Annotated in this window: 22 protein-coding genes; 17 read left to right on the forward strand and 5 right to left on the reverse strand. The window is 70.1% G+C overall.

The window, feature by feature from the left end; translation table 11 throughout:
* Positions 1-94 precede the first annotated feature (94 nt).
* The 3 genes from BKN51_RS42295 to BKN51_RS42305 all read left to right on the forward strand — a co-directional run bounded on the left by BKN51_RS42295 (position 95) and on the right by BKN51_RS42305 (position 5,961).
* Positions 95-1,099 carry an aldo/keto reductase gene (locus BKN51_RS42295; RefSeq protein ID WP_101612893.1) on the forward strand — a complete coding sequence of 335 codons (1,005 nt, stop codon included), beginning with the start codon at positions 95-97 and terminating at the stop codon, positions 1,097-1,099.
* Between the two features lie 478 nt (positions 1,100-1,577).
* Complete coding sequence (locus BKN51_RS42300) at positions 1,578-3,158, forward strand: amidase (RefSeq protein ID WP_335645062.1); 1,581 nt, start codon at positions 1,578-1,580, stop codon at positions 3,156-3,158.
* A 196-nt stretch (positions 3,159-3,354) separates the two neighbouring features.
* Positions 3,355-5,961, forward strand: a complete 2,607-nt coding sequence (locus BKN51_RS42305) for a hypothetical protein (RefSeq protein ID WP_146044390.1) — start codon at positions 3,355-3,357, stop codon at positions 5,959-5,961.
* A 90-nt stretch (positions 5,962-6,051) separates the two neighbouring features.
* Here BKN51_RS42305 and BKN51_RS42310 read toward each other — a convergent pair whose 3' ends face one another.
* The 3 genes from BKN51_RS42310 to BKN51_RS42315 all read right to left on the reverse strand — a co-directional run bounded on the left by BKN51_RS42310 (position 6,052) and on the right by BKN51_RS42315 (position 7,522).
* Complete coding sequence (locus tag BKN51_RS42310; RefSeq protein ID WP_101612896.1) at positions 6,052-6,483, reverse strand: DUF6892 domain-containing protein; 432 nt, start codon at positions 6,481-6,483, stop codon at positions 6,052-6,054.
* Positions 6,484-6,960: 477 nt separating this feature from the next.
* Positions 6,961-7,128 carry a hypothetical protein gene (locus tag BKN51_RS43420; protein WP_158255794.1) on the reverse strand — a complete coding sequence of 56 codons (168 nt, stop codon included), beginning with the start codon at positions 7,126-7,128 and terminating at the stop codon, positions 6,961-6,963.
* A gap of 19 nt (positions 7,129-7,147) precedes the next feature.
* Positions 7,148-7,522 carry an SgcJ/EcaC family oxidoreductase gene (locus BKN51_RS42315; RefSeq protein ID WP_101612897.1) on the reverse strand — a complete coding sequence of 125 codons (375 nt, stop codon included), beginning with the start codon at positions 7,520-7,522 and terminating at the stop codon, positions 7,148-7,150.
* A gap of 86 nt (positions 7,523-7,608) precedes the next feature.
* On the opposite strand from BKN51_RS42315, the gene BKN51_RS42320 reads away from it, so the two are divergent.
* The 7 genes from BKN51_RS42320 to BKN51_RS42350 all read left to right on the forward strand — a co-directional run bounded on the left by BKN51_RS42320 (position 7,609) and on the right by BKN51_RS42350 (position 13,578).
* Positions 7,609-8,235, forward strand: a complete 627-nt coding sequence (locus BKN51_RS42320) for a TetR/AcrR family transcriptional regulator (protein WP_199193077.1) — start codon at positions 7,609-7,611, stop codon at positions 8,233-8,235.
* 189 nt (positions 8,236-8,424) lie between these two features.
* Positions 8,425-9,765 (forward strand): ATP-binding protein, encoded by a 1,341-nt coding sequence (locus BKN51_RS42325; RefSeq protein ID WP_101612899.1) that lies wholly within the window; start codon positions 8,425-8,427, stop codon positions 9,763-9,765.
* Positions 9,762-10,190, forward strand: coding sequence for a roadblock/LC7 domain-containing protein (locus tag BKN51_RS42330; protein WP_005153253.1), 429 nt, complete (start codon positions 9,762-9,764; stop codon positions 10,188-10,190). The genes BKN51_RS42325 and BKN51_RS42330 overlap by 4 nt, the downstream gene beginning before the upstream one ends.
* On the forward strand, positions 10,187-10,540 hold the full coding sequence (locus tag BKN51_RS42335) for a DUF742 domain-containing protein (protein ID WP_020634220.1): 354 nt from the start codon (positions 10,187-10,189) through the stop codon (positions 10,538-10,540). Before BKN51_RS42330 ends, BKN51_RS42335 begins: the two co-directional genes overlap by 4 nt.
* Entirely contained in the window at positions 10,518-11,114 is a 597-nt protein-coding gene (locus BKN51_RS42340; protein WP_101612900.1) for a GTP-binding protein, read from the forward strand. The genes BKN51_RS42335 and BKN51_RS42340 overlap by 23 nt, the downstream gene beginning before the upstream one ends.
* A complete protein-coding gene (locus tag BKN51_RS42345; RefSeq protein WP_101612901.1) occupies positions 11,111-12,490 on the forward strand; it encodes a cytochrome P450 in 1,380 nt (459 codons plus the stop codon). The genes BKN51_RS42340 and BKN51_RS42345 overlap by 4 nt, the downstream gene beginning before the upstream one ends.
* The gene (locus BKN51_RS42350) at positions 12,472-13,578 is read left to right on the forward strand and encodes a cytochrome P450 family protein (RefSeq protein ID WP_101613815.1); all 1,107 of its coding nucleotides are present in this window, start codon (positions 12,472-12,474) and stop codon (positions 13,576-13,578) included. The genes BKN51_RS42345 and BKN51_RS42350 overlap by 19 nt, the downstream gene beginning before the upstream one ends.
* A gap of 76 nt (positions 13,579-13,654) precedes the next feature.
* Here the strand turns inward: BKN51_RS42350 and BKN51_RS42355 are convergent, their stop codons facing one another.
* The gene (locus BKN51_RS42355) at positions 13,655-14,305 is read right to left on the reverse strand and encodes an SRPBCC domain-containing protein (RefSeq protein ID WP_101612902.1); all 651 of its coding nucleotides are present in this window, start codon (positions 14,303-14,305) and stop codon (positions 13,655-13,657) included.
* A gap of 154 nt (positions 14,306-14,459) precedes the next feature.
* On the reverse strand, positions 14,460-16,046 hold the full coding sequence (locus BKN51_RS42360; protein ID WP_168214517.1) for an AraC family transcriptional regulator: 1,587 nt from the start codon (positions 16,044-16,046) through the stop codon (positions 14,460-14,462).
* Between the two features lie 130 nt (positions 16,047-16,176).
* Between BKN51_RS42360 and BKN51_RS42365 the strand changes: the two genes are divergently transcribed.
* The 7 genes from BKN51_RS42365 to BKN51_RS42395 are packed head-to-tail and all read left to right on the forward strand — an operon-like array spanning position 16,177 to position 25,016.
* Positions 16,177-18,066, forward strand: coding sequence for a siderophore-interacting protein (locus tag BKN51_RS42365; protein WP_101613817.1), 1,890 nt, complete (start codon positions 16,177-16,179; stop codon positions 18,064-18,066).
* Positions 18,067-18,094: 28 nt separating this feature from the next.
* Positions 18,095-19,078 carry an ABC transporter substrate-binding protein gene (locus BKN51_RS42370; protein ID WP_101612903.1) on the forward strand — a complete coding sequence of 328 codons (984 nt, stop codon included), beginning with the start codon at positions 18,095-18,097 and terminating at the stop codon, positions 19,076-19,078.
* Positions 19,075-20,121 carry a FecCD family ABC transporter permease gene (locus BKN51_RS42375; protein WP_233223946.1) on the forward strand — a complete coding sequence of 349 codons (1,047 nt, stop codon included), beginning with the start codon at positions 19,075-19,077 and terminating at the stop codon, positions 20,119-20,121. Before BKN51_RS42370 ends, BKN51_RS42375 begins: the two co-directional genes overlap by 4 nt.
* Positions 20,118-21,212 (forward strand): FecCD family ABC transporter permease, encoded by a 1,095-nt coding sequence (locus tag BKN51_RS42380; RefSeq protein WP_233223956.1) that lies wholly within the window; start codon positions 20,118-20,120, stop codon positions 21,210-21,212. The genes BKN51_RS42375 and BKN51_RS42380 overlap by 4 nt, the downstream gene beginning before the upstream one ends.
* Positions 21,209-22,876, forward strand: a complete 1,668-nt coding sequence (locus tag BKN51_RS42385) for an ABC transporter transmembrane domain-containing protein (protein ID WP_199193079.1) — start codon at positions 21,209-21,211, stop codon at positions 22,874-22,876. Before BKN51_RS42380 ends, BKN51_RS42385 begins: the two co-directional genes overlap by 4 nt.
* On the forward strand, positions 22,873-24,612 hold the full coding sequence (locus tag BKN51_RS42390) for an ABC transporter ATP-binding protein (RefSeq protein WP_101612905.1): 1,740 nt from the start codon (positions 22,873-22,875) through the stop codon (positions 24,610-24,612). The genes BKN51_RS42385 and BKN51_RS42390 overlap by 4 nt, the downstream gene beginning before the upstream one ends.
* Positions 24,582-25,016: a hypothetical protein gene (locus BKN51_RS42395; RefSeq protein ID WP_146044391.1), complete on the forward strand. Its 435-nt coding sequence runs from the start codon at positions 24,582-24,584 to the stop codon at positions 25,014-25,016. The genes BKN51_RS42390 and BKN51_RS42395 overlap by 31 nt, the downstream gene beginning before the upstream one ends.
* Positions 25,017-25,227: the final 211 nt, after the last annotated feature.

The following is a 25,227-nucleotide window of genomic DNA, read 5'->3' on the forward strand; positions in this document are numbered from 1 at the left end:
GGGCTGCTCCGAACAGGATGGGTGAGAGGATCAGGCAATCCTATGCGGTTCACCGCTCATGCCGGCGCGACGAGTGCGCTCTAGCGTCGAAGGTATGACACAGCTGCAGAACCTGCCCGCACGCGTGCTCGGCACGCAGGGCCTGGAGGTCGGCGCGATCGGCCTCGGCACGATGGGCATGACGATGGCGTACGGCGCGGGCGACGAGGCGGGCGGCATCGCCACCATCCGCCGCGCCCACGAGTTGGGCGTCACCCTGTTCGACACCGCCGAGCTGTACGGCATGGGCACCGGCAGCAACGAGCGGCTGCTGGGGCGGGCGGTGGCCGGATTCCGGGACGAGGTCGTGCTCGCCACGAAGTTCGGCTTCGACCTGACCGACCCGGCGAACGTGGGTGCGAAGCTCGACAGCAGGCCCGAGCACATCCGCGAGGTCACCGAGAACAGCCTCCGGTACCTGGGTACCGACCACGTCGACGTCCTCTACCAGCACCGGGTGGACCCGGACGTGCCGATCGAGGACGTGGCGGGCATGGTCGGCGAGCTGATCGCCGAAGGCAAGGTCCGTTTCTTCGGGCTGAGCGAGGCGGGCCCGGACGTGCTGCGGCGCGCGCACGCCGTGCACCCGGTGTCGGTGCTGCAGACCGAGTACTCGGTGTTCGAGCGCGCGGTCGAGGTCGAGGTGCTGCCGGTGGTGCGGGAGCTGGGCATCGGGTTCGTTCCGTACTCGCCGCTGGGCCGCGGGTTCCTCACGTCCGCGGTGAAGCCGGCGGCCGAGTACCCGGCGGACGACATGCGCAGCTGGGACGACCGGTGGCAGCCGGGCAACTACGAGCGCAACGTCGCCGCGGTCGAGGCGCTGACCGCGCTGGCACGGGAGAAGGGCGCGACGGTGACCCAGCTCGCGCTGGCGTGGCTGCTGACGCAGGGCGACGACGTCGTGCCGATCCCGGGCACGCGCAGCCCGGGGCGGCTGGCCGAGAACGTGGCGGCGGCGCACCTGGTGCTGACGGCGGACGACCTGGCGCGAGTGCAGGAGGTCCTGCCCAAGGGCGCGGCCGGCTCCCGCTACCCCGAGGCGATGATGCCGACCTGGTGAGGTGATCGGCCGGCAGAGCCGGCCACACCGCCGAACGAGGAGCTCTGAAGGCCGTCGGGCAGCTCGATTTCCTTTGCTCGCAGATCGGCCCGCGAGGAAAGGTGCCCGGTTCGTTCAATTCGACGAATTGCATCGGTCGTTCTCGTGTCCGGTTACGAACCCTCGTCACTCGCGCTCGAACTGTGGTTCCGACCCCGGAATGGTGGATCACCCGGCTGGATGACCCGGCTCGCGTGTTGCCTGGTCAGCGGGTTCCATTGTGGACGGGGTGGGGTTAACCCCACCCCGACTGGGCAGCAGGTGCCATCGCCTCACGCTGTCGGACGGCTTAAAGTTCGGTTATCGGACTTGGAGCCGGTCCACGCGGCAGGAAATCGATCCCCGCGTCAGAAAGTTCACCATTTCGGGGCGCCGTGAACGGTTCTCGAACAAGGAGGAAACAATGCGGTCGTCAGCTCGCACACGACGGCGTGGGATCGTGGCGGCACTGACAGGTGCCTGTCTTCTGCTGCCCGCGGCGGCGCACGCCGACGATCGCCCGGCCTCGCTCCAGGCCGCGGAGATGAGCACCGCGCTGGACCGGCTGACCATCCCGGATCTGCAGCGGGCCATGGATGGCAGGCTGCTGAGTTCCGAGCGGCTCACGCGTGGCTACCTCGATCGCGTCAACGCCCTCAATCCGCGTCTGAACGCGGTGGTGCAGACGAATCCGGACGCGCTCGCGCTCGCGCGCCAGAGCGACAGCCGTCGCCGCGCCCACCAGGCGCGGGGACCGCTGGAAGGGATTCCGATCCTGCTGAAGGAGAACATCGACACCGCGGACCGCCAGACCACCACCGCGGGCTCGACAGCGTTGCGCACGGCGAAACCGGCCAAGGACGCGTTCCTGGTGCAACGTCTGCGCGATGCCGGTGCGGTCATCCTCGGCAAGGCGAACATGTCCGAGTGGGCCAACTTCTACGGCTCCAGGCAGATCCCGGGCTGGAGCGCCGTCGGTGGCCAGACCCGCAATCCCTACGTCCTCGACCGGAGCCCGTGCGGTTCGTCCAGCGGTTCCGCGGCAGCGGCGGCGGCCGGGCTGGCGACGGTGACGATCGGCACGGAGACCGACTCGTCGATCGTGTGCCCGTCCGCCGCGACGTCGACGGTCGGCATGAAGACCACGCTGGGGGTGGTCAGCCGCGGCGGTGTCGTGCCGATCACGAACCAGCACGACACCCCAGGCCCCATCGCCCGCACGGTGACCGACGCGGCACTGACCCTCGCGGTGATGGCGGGAGCCGACGCGGCGGATCCGGCCACGGCACCGGTCGCGGGCGCCGTGCCCGCCGACTACCGCACCATGCTCGACCGCGATTCGTTGCGCGGCAAGCGAATCGGTGTGTGGCGCAAGGGACACGAGGGAATCGACCGCGACGTCGACCGGGTCTTCGAGTCCACTGTTCAGCGGCTCCGCGCCCTGGGCGCCACCGTCGTCGAAGGAGCGGACGTCCCCGACGTCATCGGAATGGTCCAGCCGCATTTGCTGCCCGCCGTGCTGACCGAGTTCAAGCACGACCTCAACGGCTATCTCGCGGCGACCCCGGGCGGGCATCCCAAGAACCTCACCGACCTCATCGCCTACAACAAGAAGAACGCGGCGATCGAATTGCCGGGCTTCGACCAAGACCTGCTCGAGATGGCCGACGAGACCGACGGAAACCTGAACGATCCGACCTACCGCGCCCACCGGGCGGCGGCGACCGGACAGGCACGGGACTCGATCGACGCCGTCGTGAAGAAGTACCGCCTCGACGCGATCGTGACGGCCACCGACCTGCCCGCCCCGCCGATCTTCGGGGGCGGCGGTAGCCCCTTCGTCAGCAGCACCCGCAGCACGTCGGCAGCCGGATATCCGCACATCACCGTTCCGGGAGGCTTCGCCCGGACAGGGCTGCCGATCGGCATCTCGTTCCTCGGCACCCGCATGACCGACGCGTCCCTGCTCGGTTACGCCTACGCCTACGAACAGGCCACCCACGCCCGGAAGGCGCCGCACTACCTGCCCACCGCACGCTGACGTCCAAGGCCTGACCCCGTCCGACGGGGTCAGGCCTTCGTGCCGGACTCCGGCACCGTGAGGTCGTCGGTATCGAAGAGCCGGTCGATGAGCCCGCCCAAGGGCGTCCAATGCTCACCGGAGAGGTCGCGGGCGGCAACCGATTCTCCCCTTCACGCGTGTTCGTCATGCATGCACGGACAAGGGGAGGGCCAGCATGACTTTTCGAAGATCACTGACGTTGCTCACCGTCACGCTCGTCATCGCGCCGATTGTCACCGGTGGTGCGATGGCGGCAGCGGAAACCACCGGTCAACAGCGTTCCGAGGTGACGCTGTCCGCGACGTCCTGGGGTCACGTCGACTCGGCGACACCGACCACCGCCTACTTCAAGCCATCCGGCAACTCGCCGATCGGTACCTGGGACACCACACCGCACCGCCAACGCTCCTACGTGAATTTCGACCTGAGTTCGTTGCGGGGCGCGCCGTTCACGACGGTGCTGCTGTCGGCCGGCGAGACGCACTACGTCGGCTGTGACAGCCGCGCCACCGAGGTGTGGCGGACCTCCGCCTACACGAAGCAGTCGACCTGGCAGAACCGCCCGGTGGAGCGGACACGGGTAGCGTCCAGGGGTGCCGACGGCACCTGCGTCGACAACGACGCCACGTTCGACGTCACCACCGCGGTGCGGGACGCGGTCGCCCACAAGGTCCGTCATCTCACGCTGGGTTTCCGTGTCGCCGAAGCCCACGAGGCGGACCCGGCGTTCTATCGGCTGATCGAGGCTCCGGCAACGCTGCGGGTGGTCAACAACGCGCCGCCCGCGACGCCGACCGACCTCCGCGCCAACGACGAACCCTGTGCCAAGGACGGCACCGGAGCGCTGGCGAGCCGCCAGTTGAAGCTGAGCGCACAGGCAACCGACCCGGACGGCGACTTTACGTCCGGGCAGTTCGCGTGGTGGCCGGTGGCGGACCCGTCGCAACGGCACACGGGTGCCGGGTCGGGCAACCCCGCCGCGGCGTACCCGGACACCTCGGACCTCGCCGACGGCACCTACGCGTGGGAGGTGTACGCGCAGGACAACTGGGGCGCGAAGTCGTCCACGGTCGGCCCGTGCCGGTTCACCGTCGACCGCACGGACCCGAAGGCGCCTGCCGTCGTCTCCGCGACGTACCCCGCGGACGCAGAGGGCGGCGGGGTCGGGGTGGCGGGCGAGTTCACCTTTTCCCCCAACGGTTCCACCGACGTCGCGCGGTACGACTACAACTTCGGCGGGGAAACGCGGGAGATCGCCGCGGGCCCCGACGGCACGGCCACCGTCAGCTTCACGCCGACGACCAACGGCTGGCAGTCGGTGGTCGTGCGGGCGTGGGACCGGGCGGGCAACCTCTCGCTCAGCACCTACCACTCGTTCATCGTCAAGGAGACGCGGCCGACGGTCACGTCCGACCGCTACCCGCCGCGGGGCGGCCCCGACGGCGGCATCGGCGTGCCGGGTGTGTTCCGGTTCGCGCCGGGGATGCCGAACGTCGTGGCGTACGACCACCGGCTGGACGACGGCGCGTCCGCCACGGTCACGGCGGGCCAGGACGGCGTCGCCGAGGTGACGATCACGCCGGCCACCGGTGGTGATCACGTGCTTTTCGTGCGCAGCACCGACACCGCGGGCGTAAAGTCGCCGGAACGGGAGTACCGATTCCTCGTCGACGCGTCACCGGTGGTGGGCGGGCCCGAAAACGTCGACCTCGGCACGTCGGCCACGTACACGGCGAAACCGAGAATGCCGGGCGTGGCCGAGTACGACTACTGGTTCGCGAGTGCCGAGAGTACGAAGTGGACGGTCAAGGCGAACGCCGACGGAACCGCCACGCTGCCGGTCGAATTCACCTCGGCTGACCAGAACGTGCTGCGGGTGCAGGCCCGCGACGCGTCCGGCGGGCTGTCCCCGGTGACGGAGAAACGGTTGTCGCTCAACACTTGGCGTCCGACGATCGGCTACGTGGGTGACATCGCGACGGAGGGCAAGGCTGCCACGTTCACCTTCACCACCCCGATGCCGAACGCCGTGGAGTTCGAGTACTGGCTGACGGCGGACCCGGCGACCAGGTGGACCGTGCCGGTCATCGGGAACACCGCGACGGTGAGCTACACCCCGCCGAGGATCGGCGACTACGAGATGCTGGCGCGCGCGAAGAACACGGCGGGCGTGTGGTCGGCGGCGGACAACATCACGTGGACGGTGACGAACGATCCGACGGTGACCTCGAAGGAGTTCCAGGCGAACGGGCGGGTGTTCCCCGGCAGCTTCACGTTCGAAGCCCGCCAGCCTGGCGCGGTGGCGTTCGAGTACTCGTTCGGCTGGGGTCCGTTCCAGCGGACAGCCGCTCAGAACGGGCGAGCCGTACTGGCATGGACTCCTCCGCTGCCGCCGGAAGGCTCGGCCCACCACAACCTGCGGGTGCGTACGGTGACCGCCGAAAATGTCTCCTCGCAGGAGAAAACGTACTACTTCACCATATTGAGCGCGCCGTACGTGTCGTCCAAGGAATACCCGGAAAGCGAGTGGTCGGGCGGTGCCGGTGTGCCGGGGACGTTCACCTTCACGCCGGGTATGCCGGGCATCGTCTCGTACACCTACTCCGTCCGGAACGACCGAGGCGCCGTGACGGAGGAGCTCACCGTACCGGCGGACGGTTCGGGTGCGGGGACGATGACGTGGACCCCACCGGCCCTAGGCATCTACACGGTCTTCGTGCGGGGCAACACGGCCGACGGCACCAGGTCGGGTGGCATCGGCTACTCGGTGTACGTCAACTGACCGCGTGATCAGCGGCCCCGCTCCCGCCAGGGAGCGGGGCCGCCTGCTCGGCAGCGGCAGAAATCTCCGGCGAACACTCGCTCGCGGGGGTCATCCCACGGCGATTCCGCGGGTCTTGAGGGTGTCCTCGGCGCCGGGGGCGGCCATCATGGCCTCGTCGCCGCCGTGGATCACGCGGAGGTTGGGCAGCAGGGCGAGGTCGTCCAGTGAGGTGACGTCGAAGAGCTCGTCCTCTCCGTCCCAGAACGGCGAGCACTGGTGGTAGATCTCCAAGCCGCCGTCAGTGGTCAGTTCTTCCACAGCGGCCAGTTGTTCGGGGGTGATCTCCAAGTCGGTGAAGTACTGGCGGGCTTCATCGAGGACGGTGTAGAGCAGGTCCTGTTCGCGCAGGTACTTCCACAGGTCGCCGGTGGCGCCCTTGGCGTGGAGCACGTCGGCGATCCGGAAACGGGGCTGGATGAGCTTGTCCTGGTACATGAGCTTGTCGATGACCAGCAGCTTGAAGTTGAAGTCGCGGAACATGCCCCAACATCTACCAGACCGCCCCGACAATCCTGGCGTGTTCACGGGCGGGTCGTGCCGGACTGAAGGCTCCCTTCGCCGCGTTCGATGCGGTGAAGGGAGCCTTCGGCGTCGCGGACCTGGACCGGCCGACGAGAGTCGGCCGCACCCTGAGTGTCCACACAGGACACTCAGGGAGAGTTCAAGGCCTACTGGCGGGCCTGCTCCCGCCGCTGACCCCCGGGAAGTAGACGAGGGGTTCACCGGTCGCCGGGTCGTAGTATCCGGCGACTGCCACGCGCCTTCCGCGGCGCGGATCACCTCATCCCCGGTCCGGGACGGCGGGAAGCAGGTGAAGTCCGCATAGGACGTACGACCGGTGCCGGGATCGCGCTTCTCAGTGGTGGTCCGGCGTACGTCCGGGTAGTCCCGCGGACGCTCGAGCGCGGGCTCGTGGGCCGTGGTGATCAGGAAGTTCCGCAGCCCTTCCGGCACCGGTCAGAAGAACGACTGCGGCACCACCTGCCGGGACCAGCGGCCGTAGCGGCTTTCCAACGGGTCACCCGTCGACGGCATCCGGGTGCCCTGCGTCGCCGACGCCGGTGTCAAGCCGTTGGGCCCGCAGGGATTCTCGTGGTCGGGTGCGGTGATCCCGAGGTCGCCCAACCACCTTTGATCGGCTCGGTCACTTGATGGGTGTGGTTTGGACCGAGGCGATCAACCACTTCTCGTCCTGGCGGGCGAGCACGAACGTGACCGCGCCCTTGTCGGGCAGGGGAGCGTTCGGCGCGGTCCGTTCGTCCGAGACGTGCTTGGTCGCGGTGACGACGGCGGTGTCCGGCTGTACCAGCCATGCGTCGTCGATCTCGATTCTGGTCCGCACCTGAGCGAGCTGGGAGGCCATCGCCTTGTGGTAGGCGGCACGGACGGCCTCGCGGCCGTGCAGCCTGCGGCCGGCGATGTTGACCAGGTTGACGTCCTCGGTGAGCAGGTCGGCGAAGCCGTCCGGGTCGTTCTGCAGGCGGTCGCTGTCCAGTACGACCTGCTCGAAGTCCTTCATGATCGCATTCCCTTCGTATCGGAGTGTTTCGCTCCGATAGCGTAGGGCCGGAGCGTTTCGCTCCGCAAGCCGCTATGATCCAGGTCATGCCCAGGCACGCGGAAGCCGAACGCAACGACCGCGCATTGCTCGAAGCGGCGCGCGAAGTCGTGGCCGTGGACGGAGCGAAGACGTCCGTCGCGTCGATCGCGGCACGTGCGGGCGTGGGCATCGGAAGCCTGTACCGCCGGTATCGATCGAAGACCGAGCTGTTCCAGCACCTGGTGGAGATCGCGCTCGACCATTGGACCGAGATCGCCGAGCAGGGGCTGGCCAACGACGACCCCTGGGACGGGCTCGTGCACTACGTCGGCAGCGCGGTCGGCATCGGTTCGCTGGCGCCGTTGGCCGGGATGGTCACCATCACCGACGAGATGGCCGAGAAGAACGCCCGATCCGACAAGGCTTTCGCCGCGCTGATCGCCAAAGCGCACGACGCGGGTGTGCTGCGCGCGGACGTCACCGCGATCGACGTGTTGCTGCTGGTCGAACAGCTCGGCAAGTCGCCGCTGATCGAGCAATTCCAGCGCCAGGGCAGGGAAGACCTGTTGGAAGCGGCTCGCGTCGCCCGGCAACGGGTGATCGCCATCGCCTTGGCCGGACTACGCCCGAGCGACCATCCACTGCCGGGGGCACCGCCCAGCATGGACCTGCTCAGCGAACGCTGGACTTAGGTGACCCCTGCCCGATCGCCTTACCCTGCACAGAACCACTTTTCTCGCGGGAAGCGGCTGCCGCTCACGGCGTGTTTGCGCTACGGTACTCGCTGCTGATGACGTCCTTCGATCCCCGCTGCCGTGGAGCTGCCGCATGATCCCCCGGCTCGGCCCAGGCGTCCCTGCCCTGTCGATCGTGAGGATTCCATGGAGTACCCCCTGCTGACGGCGGCGCTGGTCTGTGTCTCGCTGCTCGCCGCGGCCTTCGCACTGTTGCTGGTGCGCCAGCGCCGGGTCACCGTCAACACCGGCCGTCGTGGTGAGCAGCTGCTGGCCGAACTCCGCGCCCGTCAAGAGGAGGACAGGCACCTGCTGCACAGGCGGCTGCCTGCCCTCGTCGAGTCGCAGGCCAACCAGGCCGTGACCGTGCCCGGCCCCTTGCGTGCCTTCAACGGCGAGGACCCCCACCGCGAACTGCTCGTGGTGATCGGCGAGCTGACCGGCCAGACCCGCCGCAACGCCGCCGAATCCGCCGCCGCCACCCTGCGCGCGATGATGCGCACGGTGCAGAACCTCGCGGGGGAGCAGCAGGTGCTGATCTCGGCGATGGAGGAGCGCCACGACAATCCCGACGTGCTCGACGGTCTGCTCGGCCTGGATCACGCGAACTCGCAGCTGGGCCGCCGTGCCCAGGCGACCGCCGTGCTGTGCGGTTCGTGGCCGGGCTTGCAGCGCTCCGCAGCGACCCTGACCGACGTGGTGCGCGGGGCCACCGGCCGCATCCGCGACTACGCGCGCGTGCAGATCCCGGCGCCTTCGGACACCGCGGTGGTCAGCCAGGCCGTAGAGCCGGTGGTGCTCGCGGTGGCCGAGCTGCTGGACAACGGCGCCCGCCACTCGCAGCCCGGTTCACCCGTGCAGGTCAGCTTCCAGCAGGCGCACAACGGGCTGGCGATCGTCATCGACGACGCCGGGGTCGGCATGACGGTGGAAGCGGTACAGCGCGCGGGCTGGCTACTGGAAGGCCACGGCGGTCAGGACATCGCCGCGCTCGGTGTGCCGCCGCGGATCGGCTTCGCCGTCATCGGCGTGCTTTCCCACCGCTACGGTTTCCGCGTCTCGGTGGACATGCGCTCGCCCTTCGGCGGGGTGCGCGCGGTGCTGTTCCTGCCGAGCGAGCTGCTCACCCGCGCCGCCGTCCCGGTGCCGGCACCGCAAGAGGTCCCGTCGCTGGCCGCGCCCGCCAGCCCGGCCGCGATCACCCCCAGCCCGACCCCGCGCGTGCGCGTTCCCGCGCCGGAACCACAGCCGGCCGAACCGGCCGAGGAACTGGGTACCACCGAGCACGGCCTGCCCCGCCGTCGCCGACGCGCCCCGGTGACCGGGGCGGCCACCACCACGCTGTCGGTTCCGGTGCCGCCGCCCGCCGCGCCGGAAGTGACCGAGTCCCCGGTGAACCACAGCCCGGTCGCCACGGCCACGGCCTGGCAGCGCGGCACCCGCCAGGGCCGCGCTTCTTCCACCGATGACGAAAGGGATTTCCAGTGAGCAGCTCCGTCACCACCAACAACCGGTTGGGCTGGATGCTCGACCAGGCCCTGCAGATGCCGGAGACCATCTCCGCGGTGCTGCTCTCGGCCGACGGCCTGCTGATGGCCCATTCGCAGGGAATCACCGTGGAGGACGCCGAGCGCACCGCCGCCGCGGTCTCCGGGCTCCAGTCGCTCGCCCGCGCCACCGGCGAGTTCTGCCGTCAGCCGCCGGAGCAGTGGCGGCAGACGCTGATCGAATTCGACGGCGGGTTCGTCTTCCTGACCTCCGCCGGACAGGGCGCCTACGTCGCGGTGTCCACCACCGGCCGGGTGGACATCGAGGGCGTTTCCTCGCGCTTGCAAGAGCTGGTGCAAAGGCTCGGCCAGGAACTCACCGCGCCACCGCGCTTTCCGGCCGAGGGACCTGGCAACCCGGCATGAGCGGGCAACGGCGGGAACGGGCGCTGGTCCGGCCGCACGTGGTCACCGAGGGCCGGGCCCACCCGACCCGCAACACCCTGGACGTGGCCACCGTGGTGCTGGCCACCTGGGCGCCGGTGACCGGGCTGAGCCCGGAAAAACGGCGGGTGATGGAGCTGTGCCGGGGCGGCGCGCTGGCCGTCGCGGAGGTGGCGGCGCATCTCAAGCTGCCCACCAGCGTCACCAAGGTGCTGTTGTCGGACCTGCTCGACAGCGGGCACATCGAAGCACGGGCCGCGGTGCGCGAGACCGAAGTCCCCGACCAGCAACTCCTCCAGAAGGTACTCGATGGCCTCCGTGCTCTCACCTGACCGATACGTTCCCGCCACGGTCCGGACCTCGGTGAAGATCCTCATCGTCGGCCCGTTCGCGGTGGGGAAGACCACCTTCGTCGGCACGCTCTCGGAGATCCGCCCGCTGCGCACCGAGGAGCGGATGACCCAGGCGGGCGCACTGGTCGACGACCTGTCCGGCGTGCGCGGCAAGGACACCACCACGGTGGCCATGGACTTCGGACGTCTGACACTGAGCGACGAGGTGGTGCTCTACCTCTTCGGCGCCCCGGGCCAGCAGCGGTTCACGCAGATGTGGAAGGACCTTGCCCACGGCGCGCTCGGGGCGCTGGTGCTGGTCGATCCCACCCGCCTGCAGGATTCCTTCGACGTGATGGGCCTGCTGGAGGAACTGGATTTGCCCTACGCGGTGGCGGTCAACCAGTTCGACGGCGCGCCGCGTTTCCCCGATGCCGAGGTGCGCGAGGCGCTCGATCTGCTACCCCAGACCCGGCTGGTCACCTGTGACGCCCGCGATCGCGCGTCCGCCGCCTCGGCGCTGATCAGCCTGGTCGACTACCTGTTCACTCCCGGCCGCCAGGAGCATTCGTGACCGTTCCCGCCATCCCGCCCCCCGGTTGTCCCGCTCACGCGACGCGCACCCCGCTCTACGACGAGGAGTTCGCCGCGAACCCGGCGAGGGTCTACGCGCGGATGCGCAAGGAACACGGCCACGTCGCGCCGGTCGAGCTGTCGCCGGGGGTGAACGCGAGCCTGGTGCTGAGCTACGAGGCGGCGCTGGACGTGCTGCGCTCCCCGCAGACCTATCCGCGGGACCCGCGCCGCTGGCAGGCCGGTCAGCCGCCGGACAACCCGGTGATGCCGATGATGGGCTACCGGCCGAACTGCCTGTTCACCGACGGCGCGGTGCACGCGCGCTACCGCAGCGCGGTCACCGACAGCATCTCGCGGGTGAACCCGCACGCCCTTCTGGCCTACGTGGAGAAGGCCGCGCGCGAGCTGATCGCGAAGTTCTCCCGGAACGGCCGGGCGGATCTGCTCACCGAGTACGCCGGAACCCTTTCCCTGCAGGTGTTCAACCACCTCTTCGGCTGCCCGCCGGAACTGGGCGAGCGGCTCACCGCGGGGATGCGCGGGATCTTCGACATGGTGGACCCGGAGCGCGCCAACGCCGAGCTGACCGCGGCCATGCTGGACCTGCTGGCGCTCAAGCGACGGCAGCCGAGCCAGGACGTGCCCTCGTGGATGATGGCGCATCCCTCGAGGCTGACCGACGAGGAGATGCTGCACCAGCTGGTGCTGCTGATGGGCGCGGGCACCGAACCGCAGCAGAACCTGATCGCCAACGGGCTGCGCCTGCTGCTGGTCGATGAGCGCTTCGCCGGGGACCTGGCAGGCGGCAGTCTGCACGTGGAGGACGCGCTGGAGGAGATCCTCTGGAGCGACCCGCCGATGGCCAACTACTCCGCCGGTTACCCCTATCCGGCGGCCGACCTGATGGGCGCGCGTCTGCCCGCCGACGAGCCCGTGGTGATCAGTTTCGCCGCCGCCAACACCGATCCCGAGCTGGGGGAGGCCCAGCGGGCCGGTAACCGGGCGCACATCGCCTGGAGCGCCGGGGTGCACTCCTGCCCCGCGCAGGGCCCGGCGCGGCTGATCGCCACCACTGCCATCGAGACCCTGCTCGACGCGCTGCCGGATCTGCGCCTGGCCGTGCCGGACGCCGAACTGCGCTGGCGGCCGGGACCGTTCCACCGCGCGCTGGCCGGTCTCCCGGTCCTGTTCACCCCCGTCGTCGCACCGGCCAGTCCCGTTCCCGACCCGACAGGAGAGCACCCATGGCACCAGCCCGCCCGTTCGTCCTCGATCCCAACGGCCGTGACGTCCACACCGAAGGCGCCGAACTCCGCGCCCGCGGAGCCGCGACGCTGGTGGAACTCCCTGGCGAAGTGGTGGCGTGGTCAGTAACCCAGCCGGAACTGCTGCGGAAACTGCTGGCCGACCCGCGGGTGTCGAAGAACCCGAACCTGCACTGGGCGGCCTACCGCGACGGTGAGATCCCCGAGGACTGGCCGCTGCGGATCTGGGTCTCGGTGCAGAACATGTTCACCGCCTACGGTGGCGACCACCGGCGGCTCCGTTCGCTGGTGTCGAAGGCGTTCACCCCGCGCCGGGTGGAAGCACTGCGGCCGTGGGTCGAGGAGCTGACCACCGGCCTGCTGGACCGGCTCGCCGCCGGGCCGGATTCGGTGGACCTGAGGGAGAACTTCGCCTATCCGCTGCCGATCGAGGTGATCTGCCAGCTGTTCGGCGTGCCCGAGGAGCACCGGCCGGAGCTGCGGCGCGCGGTGGACGGGGTGTTCAACACCTCGCTCAGCGCCGAGGAGGCGCAGGCGAACGGCGTGCTGATGTACGGGATTCTCGGGCAGTTGGTGGCGAACGGGCGGGTGAACCCCGGTGAGGACCTCGCCAGCGGCCTGATCGCCGCGCGGGACGAGGACGGTTCGGTGCTGGAGGAGGCCGAGCTGATCGACACGCTGATCCTGATGATCTCGGCCGGGCACGAGACCACGGTGAACCTGCTGCACCACGCGATCCTGGCGCTGCTGACGCATCCGGAGGAGCTGGCGAAGGTGCGCTCAGGGGAGCACACCTGGGCCGAGGTGATCGACGAGACCATGCGGTGGCAGGCGCCGATCGCGAACCTTCCGCTGCGGTACGCGGTGGAGGACATCGAGATCGACGGGGTGCACATCAAGGCGGGCGAGGCGATCCTGGCTTCGTACGCGGCGGCGGGCCGCTCGCCCGAGGCGCACGGTTCCGACGCGGACGAGTTCCGGCTTTCGCGGGAGTCGAAGAGTCAGCACCTGTCGTTCGGGCACGGGGTGCACTACTGCCTCGGCGCGCCCTTGGCGCGGCTGGAGGCGGAACTCGCACTACCGGCGCTGTTCGAACGGTTCCCCGATCTGGCCCTGGCGGCGGAGGTTTCCGAACTGGAGAAGATGCCGTCGTTCATTTCGAACGGGCACACGAGTCTTCCGGTACGCCTCAAGTGAAGGCGGTGAGGGTGGCTTTCACCGCGGATCCGCGGTGAAAGCCACCCTCACCGAGCCATTCCACGTGACCGTCAGTTCATCGCTCGTCCCCTCCGGGGACGTAGAACGCGGTGGTGGCCTCGACCGCGGCCGCCACGTGAACCGGATCGCCACCCGCGGCCAGATGGGCTTCGCCCCATGCCGCGGCGCTGCGCCTGGCGAACTCGCGTCCTGCGGGCGAGGTCTGGAACTCCTCGTGATCGAGCGTCTCGCCGTCGGTCAGAAACCGGGCCAGCGTAAGGAGATGCAGGTCCCAGCCCACACCGCCGGCACCGGGGCCGTAGGTCGGGAACATGGGCTCCCCAACGGCCGCCGCGTGGACCAGTTCGAACTCGGTATCCCCGGCAGGGCCCGCGGACAGGCGCACCTCGACTTCACTCGTGCCCGGCCATTCGTCGGCGCCCGGCCCGAAGAGCCAGGACACCCGTAGCCGCCGCGGCGGGTCGCAATGGAGGATCTCGCCGTGTTCGCCGCCGTCCAGCTCGAACGACCCGCCGAGTCGCAGGTCTCCGGTGACCGGCTTCAACCAGCGGCCCAGGCGCTCAGGATCGGTGATGGCGTGCCAAACCTCGTCGACCGACGCGTCGTAGCGACGCCGCAGCTCCATCGTGTAAGCGTCGCCGGCGGGCAGGGTGGCCGCACCCATGGTCCGGCGCGCAGCGGCCAGTTCGTCCAGTATGTCCTTCATGTCATGACTCCTTAAGTCGAGTTCACGCCGTCCGCCGGGATCACCCTGCCCGCGCTGCCCGCGCTCGCCGAGGATGTCGAACGCATGCACAAACCGGACCGTAACAGGCATGACTTATATAAGGAAGAACTGGTATTTGGGAGGGTCCCGTAGGTCAGGGCCTCCTGGTCTCACGCTCCTGGTAATCGCGCGGTGAAAGGCCGTGGAAGCGGGTGAAGGCGGAGCTGAAGGTCGGGAGGTGGGCGTACCCGAGGCGGCGGGCGACGGCGCTGGGTTTGGCGAAGCCGGCGAGCATGTCCCGGGCGATGCGCATGCGGGCGGCGTAGCGCCACCGGGAGAAGCTCATACCGGTCTGTTCGCGGAAGGTCCGGTGGACGGCGGCGGGCACGTCGGGTCCTGACCCGCCGGAAGTACCGATGCGGCGCAGGTAGTCGATGGCGGCTCCCCGTGCCAGGGGGTCGGTCGGCATCGGCAGCGACAGCGCTCGCTGCGCGGCGACCTGGTCGGCGAACAGGTCGAGGACATGGCCGGGGTCATAGCCGTCCGGCCGCATCGGGGTGCGCGCGATGATGGAGCAGAACAGCAGGTAGTCGTCCCAGTCGGGCGAGAACTGGACCTGCAACGGCTCGGTCAGCCGCAGGTCGCCGGCATCGGCGTCCCCGATCGGCAGCGAGATCGAGTCCTGATGCACGCCCGTGACATGCTCCACGCCCGCCGGGATCCAGGTCGCGACGCCCCGGCCCCACTCGTAACGACGTTCGCCGACGCCCAGGTATCCGCTGCCGCGGTACGCCCAGCAGAGCACATGGGAGTCGTTGGCGTGCGGGATCGTGCGAGTCGCGGGAAGCAACCCGGGTGCGTCCGGCGCGACCCGGCCTCCCCGCATCATCGTCACGAGGTCCTCGGCCTGACGCACGGCAGCCGTGCGCCGGGAGTGTTCACCGGCGGCAGGGTGCGCGGAGAGCGTCCGGCTGAACCCGTACGGAGTCGACCCGAACTGCTGCCTGAACGCGCGGGTGAATCCGCTGCGGCTGGCGAAGCCCACCCGCGCGGTCACCTGGTCGACGCCGAGCCCGGCGGCCAGGAACTCGACGGCCGCGCTCAACCGGCAGCGCAGCCGCCACTGCTCGAAGGTCAGCCCGGTGTCGGCGCGGAAGTCGCGGAGCAGGGTCCGCGGGCTGGACAGCACCCGTGCCGCCCACTCGTCGACGGTGAAGTCGAGCGCGGGATTCCGCAGCAGCTCGTCGGCCACTTCCCGGGCCCCGCCGGCTCTCGGCATCGACGGCGGATCGACCCCGTCCGGCCGGGTGTCTTCGCTTCGCGGCGGCGGTCGCCGTCCAGCGCCGCGAAGAAGATCGACGAGCGCGTCCTGGGAGTATCCGTGGCCGGTCAGCGGCGTGACCATGAGGTTGAAGTGCTGGATCAGCCAGTCCTGCCAGCCGTCGGGAACCACGAACCGTCTCGGCTCGGCAGTGTTCTCGGAATGGGTCTCGGCGGCGAGACTCGGATGCGTCAACAGGGGGAAGGCGACCGTGCCCGGCTCGGTGACGAGCGTCCACCGGTTGCCGGGGTTCGCCGGAATCCAGACACCCTCGCCGCCGGCGAGCCGGCACTCCGGGCTGTCCTCCATCCGGAGGCACGCCGAGCCCGTACGGACCCAGAGCAGGAGATGCTCGGGCTGGTCCCATGAGCCGCTGGACCGCACCCGGGGGATCGACGGCGGCCGGACATCCACGCCCATGGCGTCCTAACTATGTGGCGATCCACGCACACCGCGAGGAGTAAGGATTGCCTAACATTAGCTCCGCCCCCTGTCGATGGTGGAGGGCGGCCTCGTCACCTTCGTCCCGTTCGGAAGGGCTGTTCCCCGCATGCCGAAGACTTCACGCCGGATCACCGTGCGCCCCTTGACCCTGCGGGAGGTCGAGGTCACCCGCGTGCGGGACCTGACGCCGGGGATGCGGCGGATCACCGTGACCGGTGCGCAGCTGGGCGAGTTCACCTCGGCGAACGGCTTCGCCCGGCCGGCGTTCGACTCGACCGGTTTCGACGACGACATCCGGTTGGTGTTCCCCTACCCCGGCCAGGACCGGCCGGTGCTGCCGGTGCAGCAGGAGAAGGGCCTGGACCTGCCGAGAGATCCGCGGCCGTTGACGAGGCTCTACACCGTCCGTCGCTGGGCGCCCGAGACGGGCGAGCTGGACATCGACGTCCTCAAGCACGGTATCGGCGTCGGCACCACCTGGGCGTACCGCGCCCAGGTCGGCGATCGCGTCCACTTCTTCGGCCCGAGCTCGTCGCGGGCGCTCCCGCAGGACGCGGACTGGCTGCTGGTCGCCGGGGACGACTCGACGATCCCCGCGATCGCCCGCCTGCTCGACGAGCTGCCCGAGGGCACGAGGGCGCAGGTGTTCATCGAGGTCGCCGAGGACGAACACCGCCAGGAGCTGCGTGAACTGCCCGGCGTCGAGGTGACCTGGCTCGTGCGCGACGGCGCCGAGGCCGGTACGACCCGCCTCCTGGTCGACGCGGTCAGGAACTGCGCCTGGTGGGACGGCAGGCCGTTCACCTGGCTCGCCGGGGAACAGGCGGCGGTGCGCGACCTCCGGCGTCATCTGGTCGAGGACAGGGGAGTGTCCAAACAGGACATCGAGTTCAGCGGGTACTGGCGTCGCGGCGAGGTCGTCGCGCTGGAGACCGACGGGGCGGTGCCCGATCCCGCGAAGACGAGGACCCCGCTCGAGAAGCTCCACGAGCTGACCGAGCTGATCGCACCGATGGCGATCCGCACCGCCGTCGAACTGGACCTGCCCGAGCTGATCTCCCGCGGCGTGACCGCCACGGCGGACCTGGCGGGCAAGGCGGGCGCCGACGAGCGGGCGCTGGGCAAGTTGTTGCGCTACCTGCACACCCTGGACATCCTGACCGAGACCGAACCGGGCCACTACGACCTGACGTCGGTGGGCGAGGTCCTGACCGTCGACTTCATGGCCGACTTCCTGCACCCCGCCGGGGTGGCGGGGCGCGAAATGCTCGGCATCCGCGGGCTCACCGAGTCGATCCGCACCGGCCGGCCCGCCTACGCCTCGGTCGCCGGGCAGACCTATGCCGAGGTACGGGCCGAACAGGACTACGAGGACCGCTACCTGGAACGACTGGCGAAGTTCCAGGCCACGCTGGCCGAGCCGATCGCCGCCTCCGACATCCTCTCCGGTGTCCGGCACCTGGTGCTCCACTCCGGCGGTGCGGGGGCCCAGGCCGCCGAGTTCGTCGCCGCCCACCCCGGCCTGCGGATCACGATCTGCGCGTTGCCGGCGCAAGCCGACTGGCTGCGCCGCGACCTGCCCGACACCATCCCCGACGAGCGGCAGCGCGCCCGGGTCGACGTGGTCGAACAGTCCGTCTTCGAACCCGGCCCCGCCGCCGACGCCGTGTTCGTCATCCGCGCGTTCAAGAACCTGGCCGACGCCGATGCCGCTCATGCCCTGCGCCGAGCGGCCGAGAACCTCCTTCCCGGCGGCCGGGTCCTGCTGGTCGAAGACCTCTTCGACACCGAAGACCTCGACGAACACGACGGTGAAGCCGATCTGCTCGCCCTCACCGTGCACGGCTCGGGGCTCCGCACCGCCGACGAGCTCGACGCCGTCATCGCCCGGGCAGGGCTCGAACGGTGCGTGACGCACACCGTCGGCTGGGGCACCACGGTCCACGAACTGACGCGCCCCGACACCCACCCCGACACCCACCCCGACACGCACTGACCCTTCCCCGAAACGAAGAAGAGAAGACATGACCCCTCTACGACGACGCGGCGCCGCCCTGGCCGCCGCCCTGTTGAGCACGGCGCTCGTCCTCACCGCGTGCGGCGGAGCCGGCACCGAAGATCCCGCCGGCGCGTCCGCCGAGACCCGCACCGTGCAGGCCGGCAATGGCGCGGTCAAGGTCCCGGTCGCGCCCCAGCGTGTCGCCACCCTCGGCAACACGACCCTGCCGTTCATCGACCTCGGCGGGAAACCGGTCGGCGTCACGGCGGAGTCGGACTCCGACGTCGCGCTGTTGTCCCCGGACGAGCAGTCGAGGTACAAGTCGGCCACGATTCTCGCGCCCAGCGCCGACCAGGTCGACATGGAGAAGCTCGCCGGTCTGAAGCCGGACCTCATCCTGGTCCAGATACCCGAGCCCGAGTTCGAGTCGATCAAGGCGCAGCTGACGGTGATCGCCCCGACCGTGTTCTTCGGCCTCGACACCGAGTGGAAGGCCCTCGCCGACGGAGTCGCGCAGGCAGGCAACATCACCGGTGCGCTGAGCGAGCAGAAGGCGGCGTTCGAGCAGCGCCGCGCCGCGGTACAGGCGAAGTACCGCGGGATCATCGACCGCACCTCGTTCGTCGACGTCATCCGCTACTCGTCGTCCGATCCCGGGACGTTCGCCATTGCCGACATCGGTTGCTCCGAGATCGCCAGGGACGAGGTCGGCATGAAGTTCCCCAAGGCCGCCGAAGGCGCCGATCCCCTGGCCTGGACGGCCTTGCCGTTCGAGCAGATCGGTGAGCTGTCGAAGTACGACGTGATCACCTACCCCGTCGACGCCGCGGGCCGGCCGACGGAGCCCTTCAAGCCGGTGGTCGAGACCAACACCTGGAAGGCACTGCCCGAGGTGAGCTCCGGGCACGCGCTCGGGGTCTTCTGCCCCGGCAACAACTCCTACGGATCCGTCATCCGGTACCTGGAGTCGCTCGACCGCGCACTGGCGACCCTTCCGGCCACGGGGTGACAGCCCTCGCCCTGCGGCGGGACGGTCCGGGCACCGTGGGGGTGGTGCCCGGACCGCGTCGTCGTGTGCTCGGGCTGGTCGTCGCACTGGTGGCGCTGGCCGTCCTGCTGGTGCTGAGCGTCATGATCGGCTCGACGGCGATCGCGCCGTCCGTGGTGTGGGACGCGCTGGTCCACTCTTCGGCGGGCATCGACCAGTTCGCGATCCGCGACTACCGGCTGCCGCGCACGATCGTGGGTCTGGCCGTCGGCGTCGCGCTCGGCCTGTCGGGCGCGCTGATCCTGGCGCTCACCCGCAACCCCCTGGCCGATCCGGGCATTCTCGGCGTCCACGCCGGCGCGTCCTTCGCGGTGACGGTCGCAGTGGGTCTGCTCGGCGTCAGCGACGTCCACGGCTACCTGTGGTTCGCGTTCGCGGGAGCGCTGATCGTCACGCTCATGGTGCTCGCCATCGGGTCGACGCGGCAGGGCTCCTCGCCGGTGGTCATGGTGCTCGCCGGGGTCTGCGTCGGCGCGGTGCTCGGGGGTGCCAGGGAGGCGCTCCAGCAGACCAACCCGGCCGCGTTCGACGCGATGCGGAGCTGGAACGCCGGTTCGACGGCGGGCCGCTCGCTCGACGTGGTGTGGCCGGTCCTGCCGTTCTTCGCGGTGGCGCTCGTCCTGGCCGTCGCGGTGTCGGGTTCGCTCAACGCCATGGCTCTGGGTGACGAGATGGCGGTCGCCCAGGGCGTCGCCCTGGCGCGCACCCGCGTCCTCGCGATCGTCGCGATCACCCTGCTCGCCGGGGGTGCGACGGCCATCGCCGGACCGATCGCCTTCGTCGGGCTCATGGTGCCGCACGTGGCCCGCTGGATCGTCGGCCCGCACCAGCGCTGGATCTTCGCCTACAGCGCCGTGCTGGGCCCCGTCCTGCTGCTGACCTCCGACATCCTCGGCCGGCTCGTGATCCGGCCCGGCGAGATCCCGGTCGGGGTCGTCACCGCCTTCGTCGGCGCCCCCGTCCTCATCGTGCTGGCGCGCCGGAAGAAAGCGAGCGGACTGTGAGCACAGGCGTGTCGTCACGGTCGGCCCGCGCCCGCCCGGCGCCCGGGGAGCGGGTGGACTCCGGGCGACGGGTGCTGACCGTGCGGTGGTGGCGGGTCGCCGTACGGCTCGACCTGCGTTCGGTCGTCGTCTGCCTGGTTCTCGCGCTCGTGATCGCCTGCACCGCGGTGCTCGCGCTGATGACCGGCTCGTACCTGCTCAGCCCCGGGCAGGTGGTCTCCGCGCTGGCCGGCGGGCAGACCGGACTGGTGAACGACATCGTGGTCGGGTGGCGGCTCCCGCGGGTGACCGCCGCGCTGGTGTTCGGTGCCGCGCTGGGGGTGAGCGGGGCGATCTTCCAGTCGATGTTGCGCAACCCGCTCGCGGACCCCGCCGTCATCGGCTTTTCCGAGGGCTCCTACACGGGCGCGCTGGTGGTGATCCTGGTCGCCAACGGCACGTACTTGCAGCTGGTCGGCGGGGCGCTGCTGGGCGGCATGGCCACCGCCGTCGCCGTGTACCTGTTCGCCTTTCGACGCGGAGTGCAGGGCTTCCGGCTGATCATCATCGGCATCGGCGTCTCGACCTTACTGGCTTCGCTGAACACCTGGCTGATCCTCAAAGCCGACCTGAAACAGGCGATGGCCGCGGCGGCCTGGGGCACCGGGTCGCTCAACGGCGTGTCCTGGAACCAGGTGACCATCGGCGGCGCGTGTGTTCTCGTGCTCCTGCTGCTGGCGGGGATGTCGAGCCGTCCGATGCGACAGATGGAGCTGGGTGACGACGCGGCCGCCGCCCTTGGAGTACGGGTCACTTCGGTACGCCTCGGCCTGGTCGTGGTGGGCGTGGCGCTGACGGCGACGGTCACGGCCGCGTCGGGGCCGATCGCGTTCATTTCCCTGGTCGCGCCCCAGATCGCCCGCCGGCTCGCTCGCACCGCGGGGATCACCCTCGCGCCCGCCGCCGTCGTGGGCGCGCTGCTGTGCCTGTCCGCGGACTACATCGCCCAGCACGTCGCGCCCACCCCGCTCCCGGTGGGGATCATCACCGTCGTGCTCGGTGGCGGCTACCTCGGCTGGCTGCTTTTCACCGAAGCCAGGAGACGTCTGTGAACACTCCGCCCAGCACGCCGGCGGTACGGCCGTTCGCCGTCGGGCCGGAGACGACTCCCGGCCGGTTCGTGCTGCACGTGATCGGATCGGTGCGGCGGAGCACCGTCCCGGCGATGCTGCTGGCGATCGTGTGGCAGGTGGGTGAGTCGGCGGTCCCGGTCGTGATGGGTGTCGCGATCGACCGGGCACTCGCGACCGGCGACGCGGGCCAGCTGGGGCTGTGGCTCGGTGTGCTGATCACGCTGTACGTCGTGTTGACGGCGGCGGCCGGGCTCTCGTTGCGGCTGACCGTTTCCTCGGTCCAGCTGGTGCAGCATCGGCTGCGGGCCACCCTCTCCGCCCGGGTACTGCATCCCGTCGGCGGAGCCACCCGGGCACCGGACGGCGAGGTCGTGTCGGTCATGACCAACGACGTCGGACGCCTGTCCAACGGGACGTTTCTCGCGATCATGCCGATCGCGAGAATCTTCACCATCGGGTTCATCGCCGCCTCGCTGCTGGTGACGCACTGGCTGCTCGGGCTCGTGGTGCTGGTCGGGGCGCCGGTGTCCGTCTGGCTGATGGGACTGCTCAGCGAGCGGCTGTCCCGGGACACCCGCGAGTACCAGGCCCTGCTCGCCTCCACGGTCGGGCGGGCGACGGATCTGGTCGCCGGCTACCGGGTGATCAAGGGGGTGCGGGCCGAGACCGAGGCCACCACGCGCTACCGGCAGGCCAGCGGGGCGGCCCTGGTCGGCGCGCAGCGCAACGCCGGGCTGCTCGGGCGGTTCCTGCTGGGCTCGGGCGTCGTCACCGGCGTGTTCGTCCTCGCGGTGACCGGACTGGCGGGCTGGTTCGCCGTGGGCGGGCAGCTGAGCGTCGGCGGGCTGATCGCCACCGTCGGCCTCACCCAGGCGCTGCTGCCACAGGTGGAGTCGATCGCGAGACTCTCCATCCCCAACCTCGCGGGCTCCCGCGCCTCCTCCGCCCGTCTGCTCGATGTCCTGCGGGGTGCGGACGGGCCCGCACCGGCCGACGGCGGCCGATCCCCGGTGTCCGCGCCGGCGGTGCCCACGCTGGACGTGGTCGGTGCGGGCGTGCGTGTCCAGGTCGAGCCCGGTGAGCTCGTCGGAGTGCGCGCCGACGACCCGACCGCCGCACGGCTCGCCGAGGCGCTGCTGAACCCGGAGGGCGACCGGGACATCGAGGTACGGCTCGACGGACTCGCGGTACACGAGCTGAGCCCGGCCGGGTATCGCTCCCTGGTCACCGTCGCGCCGCACCGGGTCACGCTGTTCACCGGCACGATCCGCGACAATCTCACTCCCACGGGCGCCGTGCCCGAGCGCCTGGACGCCGCGGTGCGGGCCGCGGCCTGCGACGACTTCGCCGCCGACCTCGACGATCCCGTCGGCGAGAACGGCAACCGCCTCTCCGGGGGCCAGCGCCAACGGGTCGCGCTCGCGCGTGCCCTGGCGACCGACGCGCCGGTACTGGTGTTGCACGACCCGACCACCGCTGTCGACTCGGTGACCGAGCAGGTGATCGCGGGGAGACTCGGTGCCGTTCGTACCGGACGCTCGACGCTGCTGATCGCCTCGTCCCCGGCACTGCTGGCCGGCTGCGACCGCGTCGTGGACCTGCTCGCCGACGTGCCGGTTCCCGGCCGGACGGAGGTCACATGACCGCGACGACGACCGCCGGCGGTGCGTTGCGCGTCGCCACCGGACCGGAGACGGCGCGCGAGGTGTGGCGTACCAGCCGTGGGCTTCGGCTCCGCATCACCGCCGTCGTCGGGGTGGGGATCGCCGGCTCCGCCGTCGACCTGGCCGTTCCCGTGGCCATCGGCTTGCTCGTCGACCGGGTGCAGGCAGGCACCGCCGATCTCGGCACGGTCCTGATGCTCACGGCGGTCATGATGGGCTCGGCGGTCCTCGGCGCCGCCTGCGCGGCGGTGACGATCGTCCTGGCCACCCGCGTCTTCCACCGCATCCTGGCCGACCTGCGGGAACGGCTCGTGGAGCGTGGCCTGAGGCTCCCGCAGCACGTCGTCGAACGCGCCGGCACGGGGGATCTGATCTCCCGGTCCAGCGACGACGTCACCGCCGTGGCCGATGCCGCCCCCGCGGTGATCCCGGCTCTCACGGTCACCGCGTTCACCATCGTCGTGTCGCTCGCCGGGCTCGCGGCGCTGGAGTGGCCCTACGCCGCCGCGCTCGTCGTCGTGCTGCCCGTGTACGCCCTCGCCCTGCGCTGGTACCTGCGCACCGGATCGGGGGTGTACCGCGCCGAACGCGCGGCGATGAGCGTGCGCGCCCAGCAGATCGTCGAGTCCCAGCGCGGCTACGCCACCGTTCTCGGCTTCGGACTCGCCGAGGAGCGGCACCACGCCGTGATGGCCGCCTCCTGGCACGTCGCGGTGCAGGCGCTGCGGGCCCGAACCGTGCAGAGCAGGTTCAACGTCCGGCTGAACCTCGGCGAATGTCTGAGCCTGGCCGCCGTGCTCGTCGTCGGCTTCGTCCTCGTCGACGCCGGAGCCTCCACCGTCGGTGGCGCCACCACCGCCATGCTGCTCGTCCTGCGCCTGCTCGGGCCGGTCAATCAGCTGATGTTCGTCCTCGACACCCTCCAGTCCGCCCTCGCCTCGCTGAACCGCATGGTCGGCGTCGTCACCATTCCGGCCGACACTGCGGAGGAGGGGCAGCGATCGGCGACGGAGGCGGGCATCGCCGTACGGCTCCGCGACGTCGCGTTCCGGTACGACGACGACGCCCCGCGTGTGCTCGACGGCCTGACCCTCGACATCGCCACCGGTCAGCACGTCGCCGTCGTCGGCGCCTCCGGGGCGGGCAAGACCACGCTCGCGGCCGTGATCGCCGGCATCCGTCCGCCCACGGCCGGAACGGTGACCCGCCCGGACCGCACCGCGGTCGTCACCCAGGAGGTCCACGTATTCGCCGGGACCCTGCGCGACAACCTCACCCTCGCCGCTCCGTCGGCCACCGACCGGGACCTCCGGACGGCACTCGACGCCACCGAGCTCCTCGACCTGGTTCCCGATGGGCTGGACACCCTCGTCGGTGTCGGCGGGTATCCGCTCACCGACGCCCAGGCACAGCAGCTCGCCCTCGCCCGCCTGCTGCTCACCGACCCGGAGCTGGCGATCCTCGACGAAGCGACCGCCGAAGCCGGCTCCACCCACGCCGGTCTGCTCGACCGAGCCGCCCAGGTCGCTCTCGAGGGCCGAACCGCGCTGGTGATCGCCCACCGGCTTTCCCAGGCCGCGGCGTGTGACCGCGTCGTCGTCATGGAGCACGGGCGGATCGTCGAGGCCGGGACGCACGACGAGCTGGTCGCCGCGGGTGGCGTGTATGCCGGACTCTGGGCCGCGTGGTGGGAAGGGCAACGGCTCGGCGGATGATGGCGTGCTTCTACGGCAACGTGGCCAGGGAGAGGCTCTGGGACATCGCGAGCGAGCGACGCAAGCTGGAGTGGCGCCTCGAAACCGCGAACTCCGCTCTCACCGACAGCGCCCCAGCTCATCAACGCCAGTCTCGCGCTGCTCGAACAGCCCAGAAGCTGTACCGCCGCTGCAACGACCAGCAGCGGCGTCTGCTCAACCAAACGATCTTCCAAGCCCTCTACATCGGGGACGAGGAGATCGCAGACGGTGAACTCCAGGAACCCTTCGGGCTGCTCCACGCCATCCAGCGCGACCGGGCCGCAGCATCCAGCCCACTGCCCACAAATAAGAAGGCCACCCGCAATGAGGGTGGCCCTTGCTCGCCTTCAGGCATCGCGGTTCTACTTCGTAGCCTTCATTGAGGCACTTGTTCTAGTAAGACCTCTAGGGTAATGCTAAGGGGACTCGAACCCCTGACTCTCTCACTGCCAGTCAGGTTCAAGCAGGGCGCTGGCCTGCGGTTATCGAGAACCCGCTGGTTGGTGTAAGCAGCTCGGCTTCGTTCGACGCAGTTCGTTGCTGTTGTCAGCAGTTGTAACCGACGTCGTGCTCCAAAACTGCTCCAGGAAAACT

The sequence above is a fragment of the Amycolatopsis sp. BJA-103 genome, from assembly GCF_002849735.1.
Lineage (GTDB): Bacteria > Actinomycetota > Actinomycetes > Mycobacteriales > Pseudonocardiaceae > Amycolatopsis.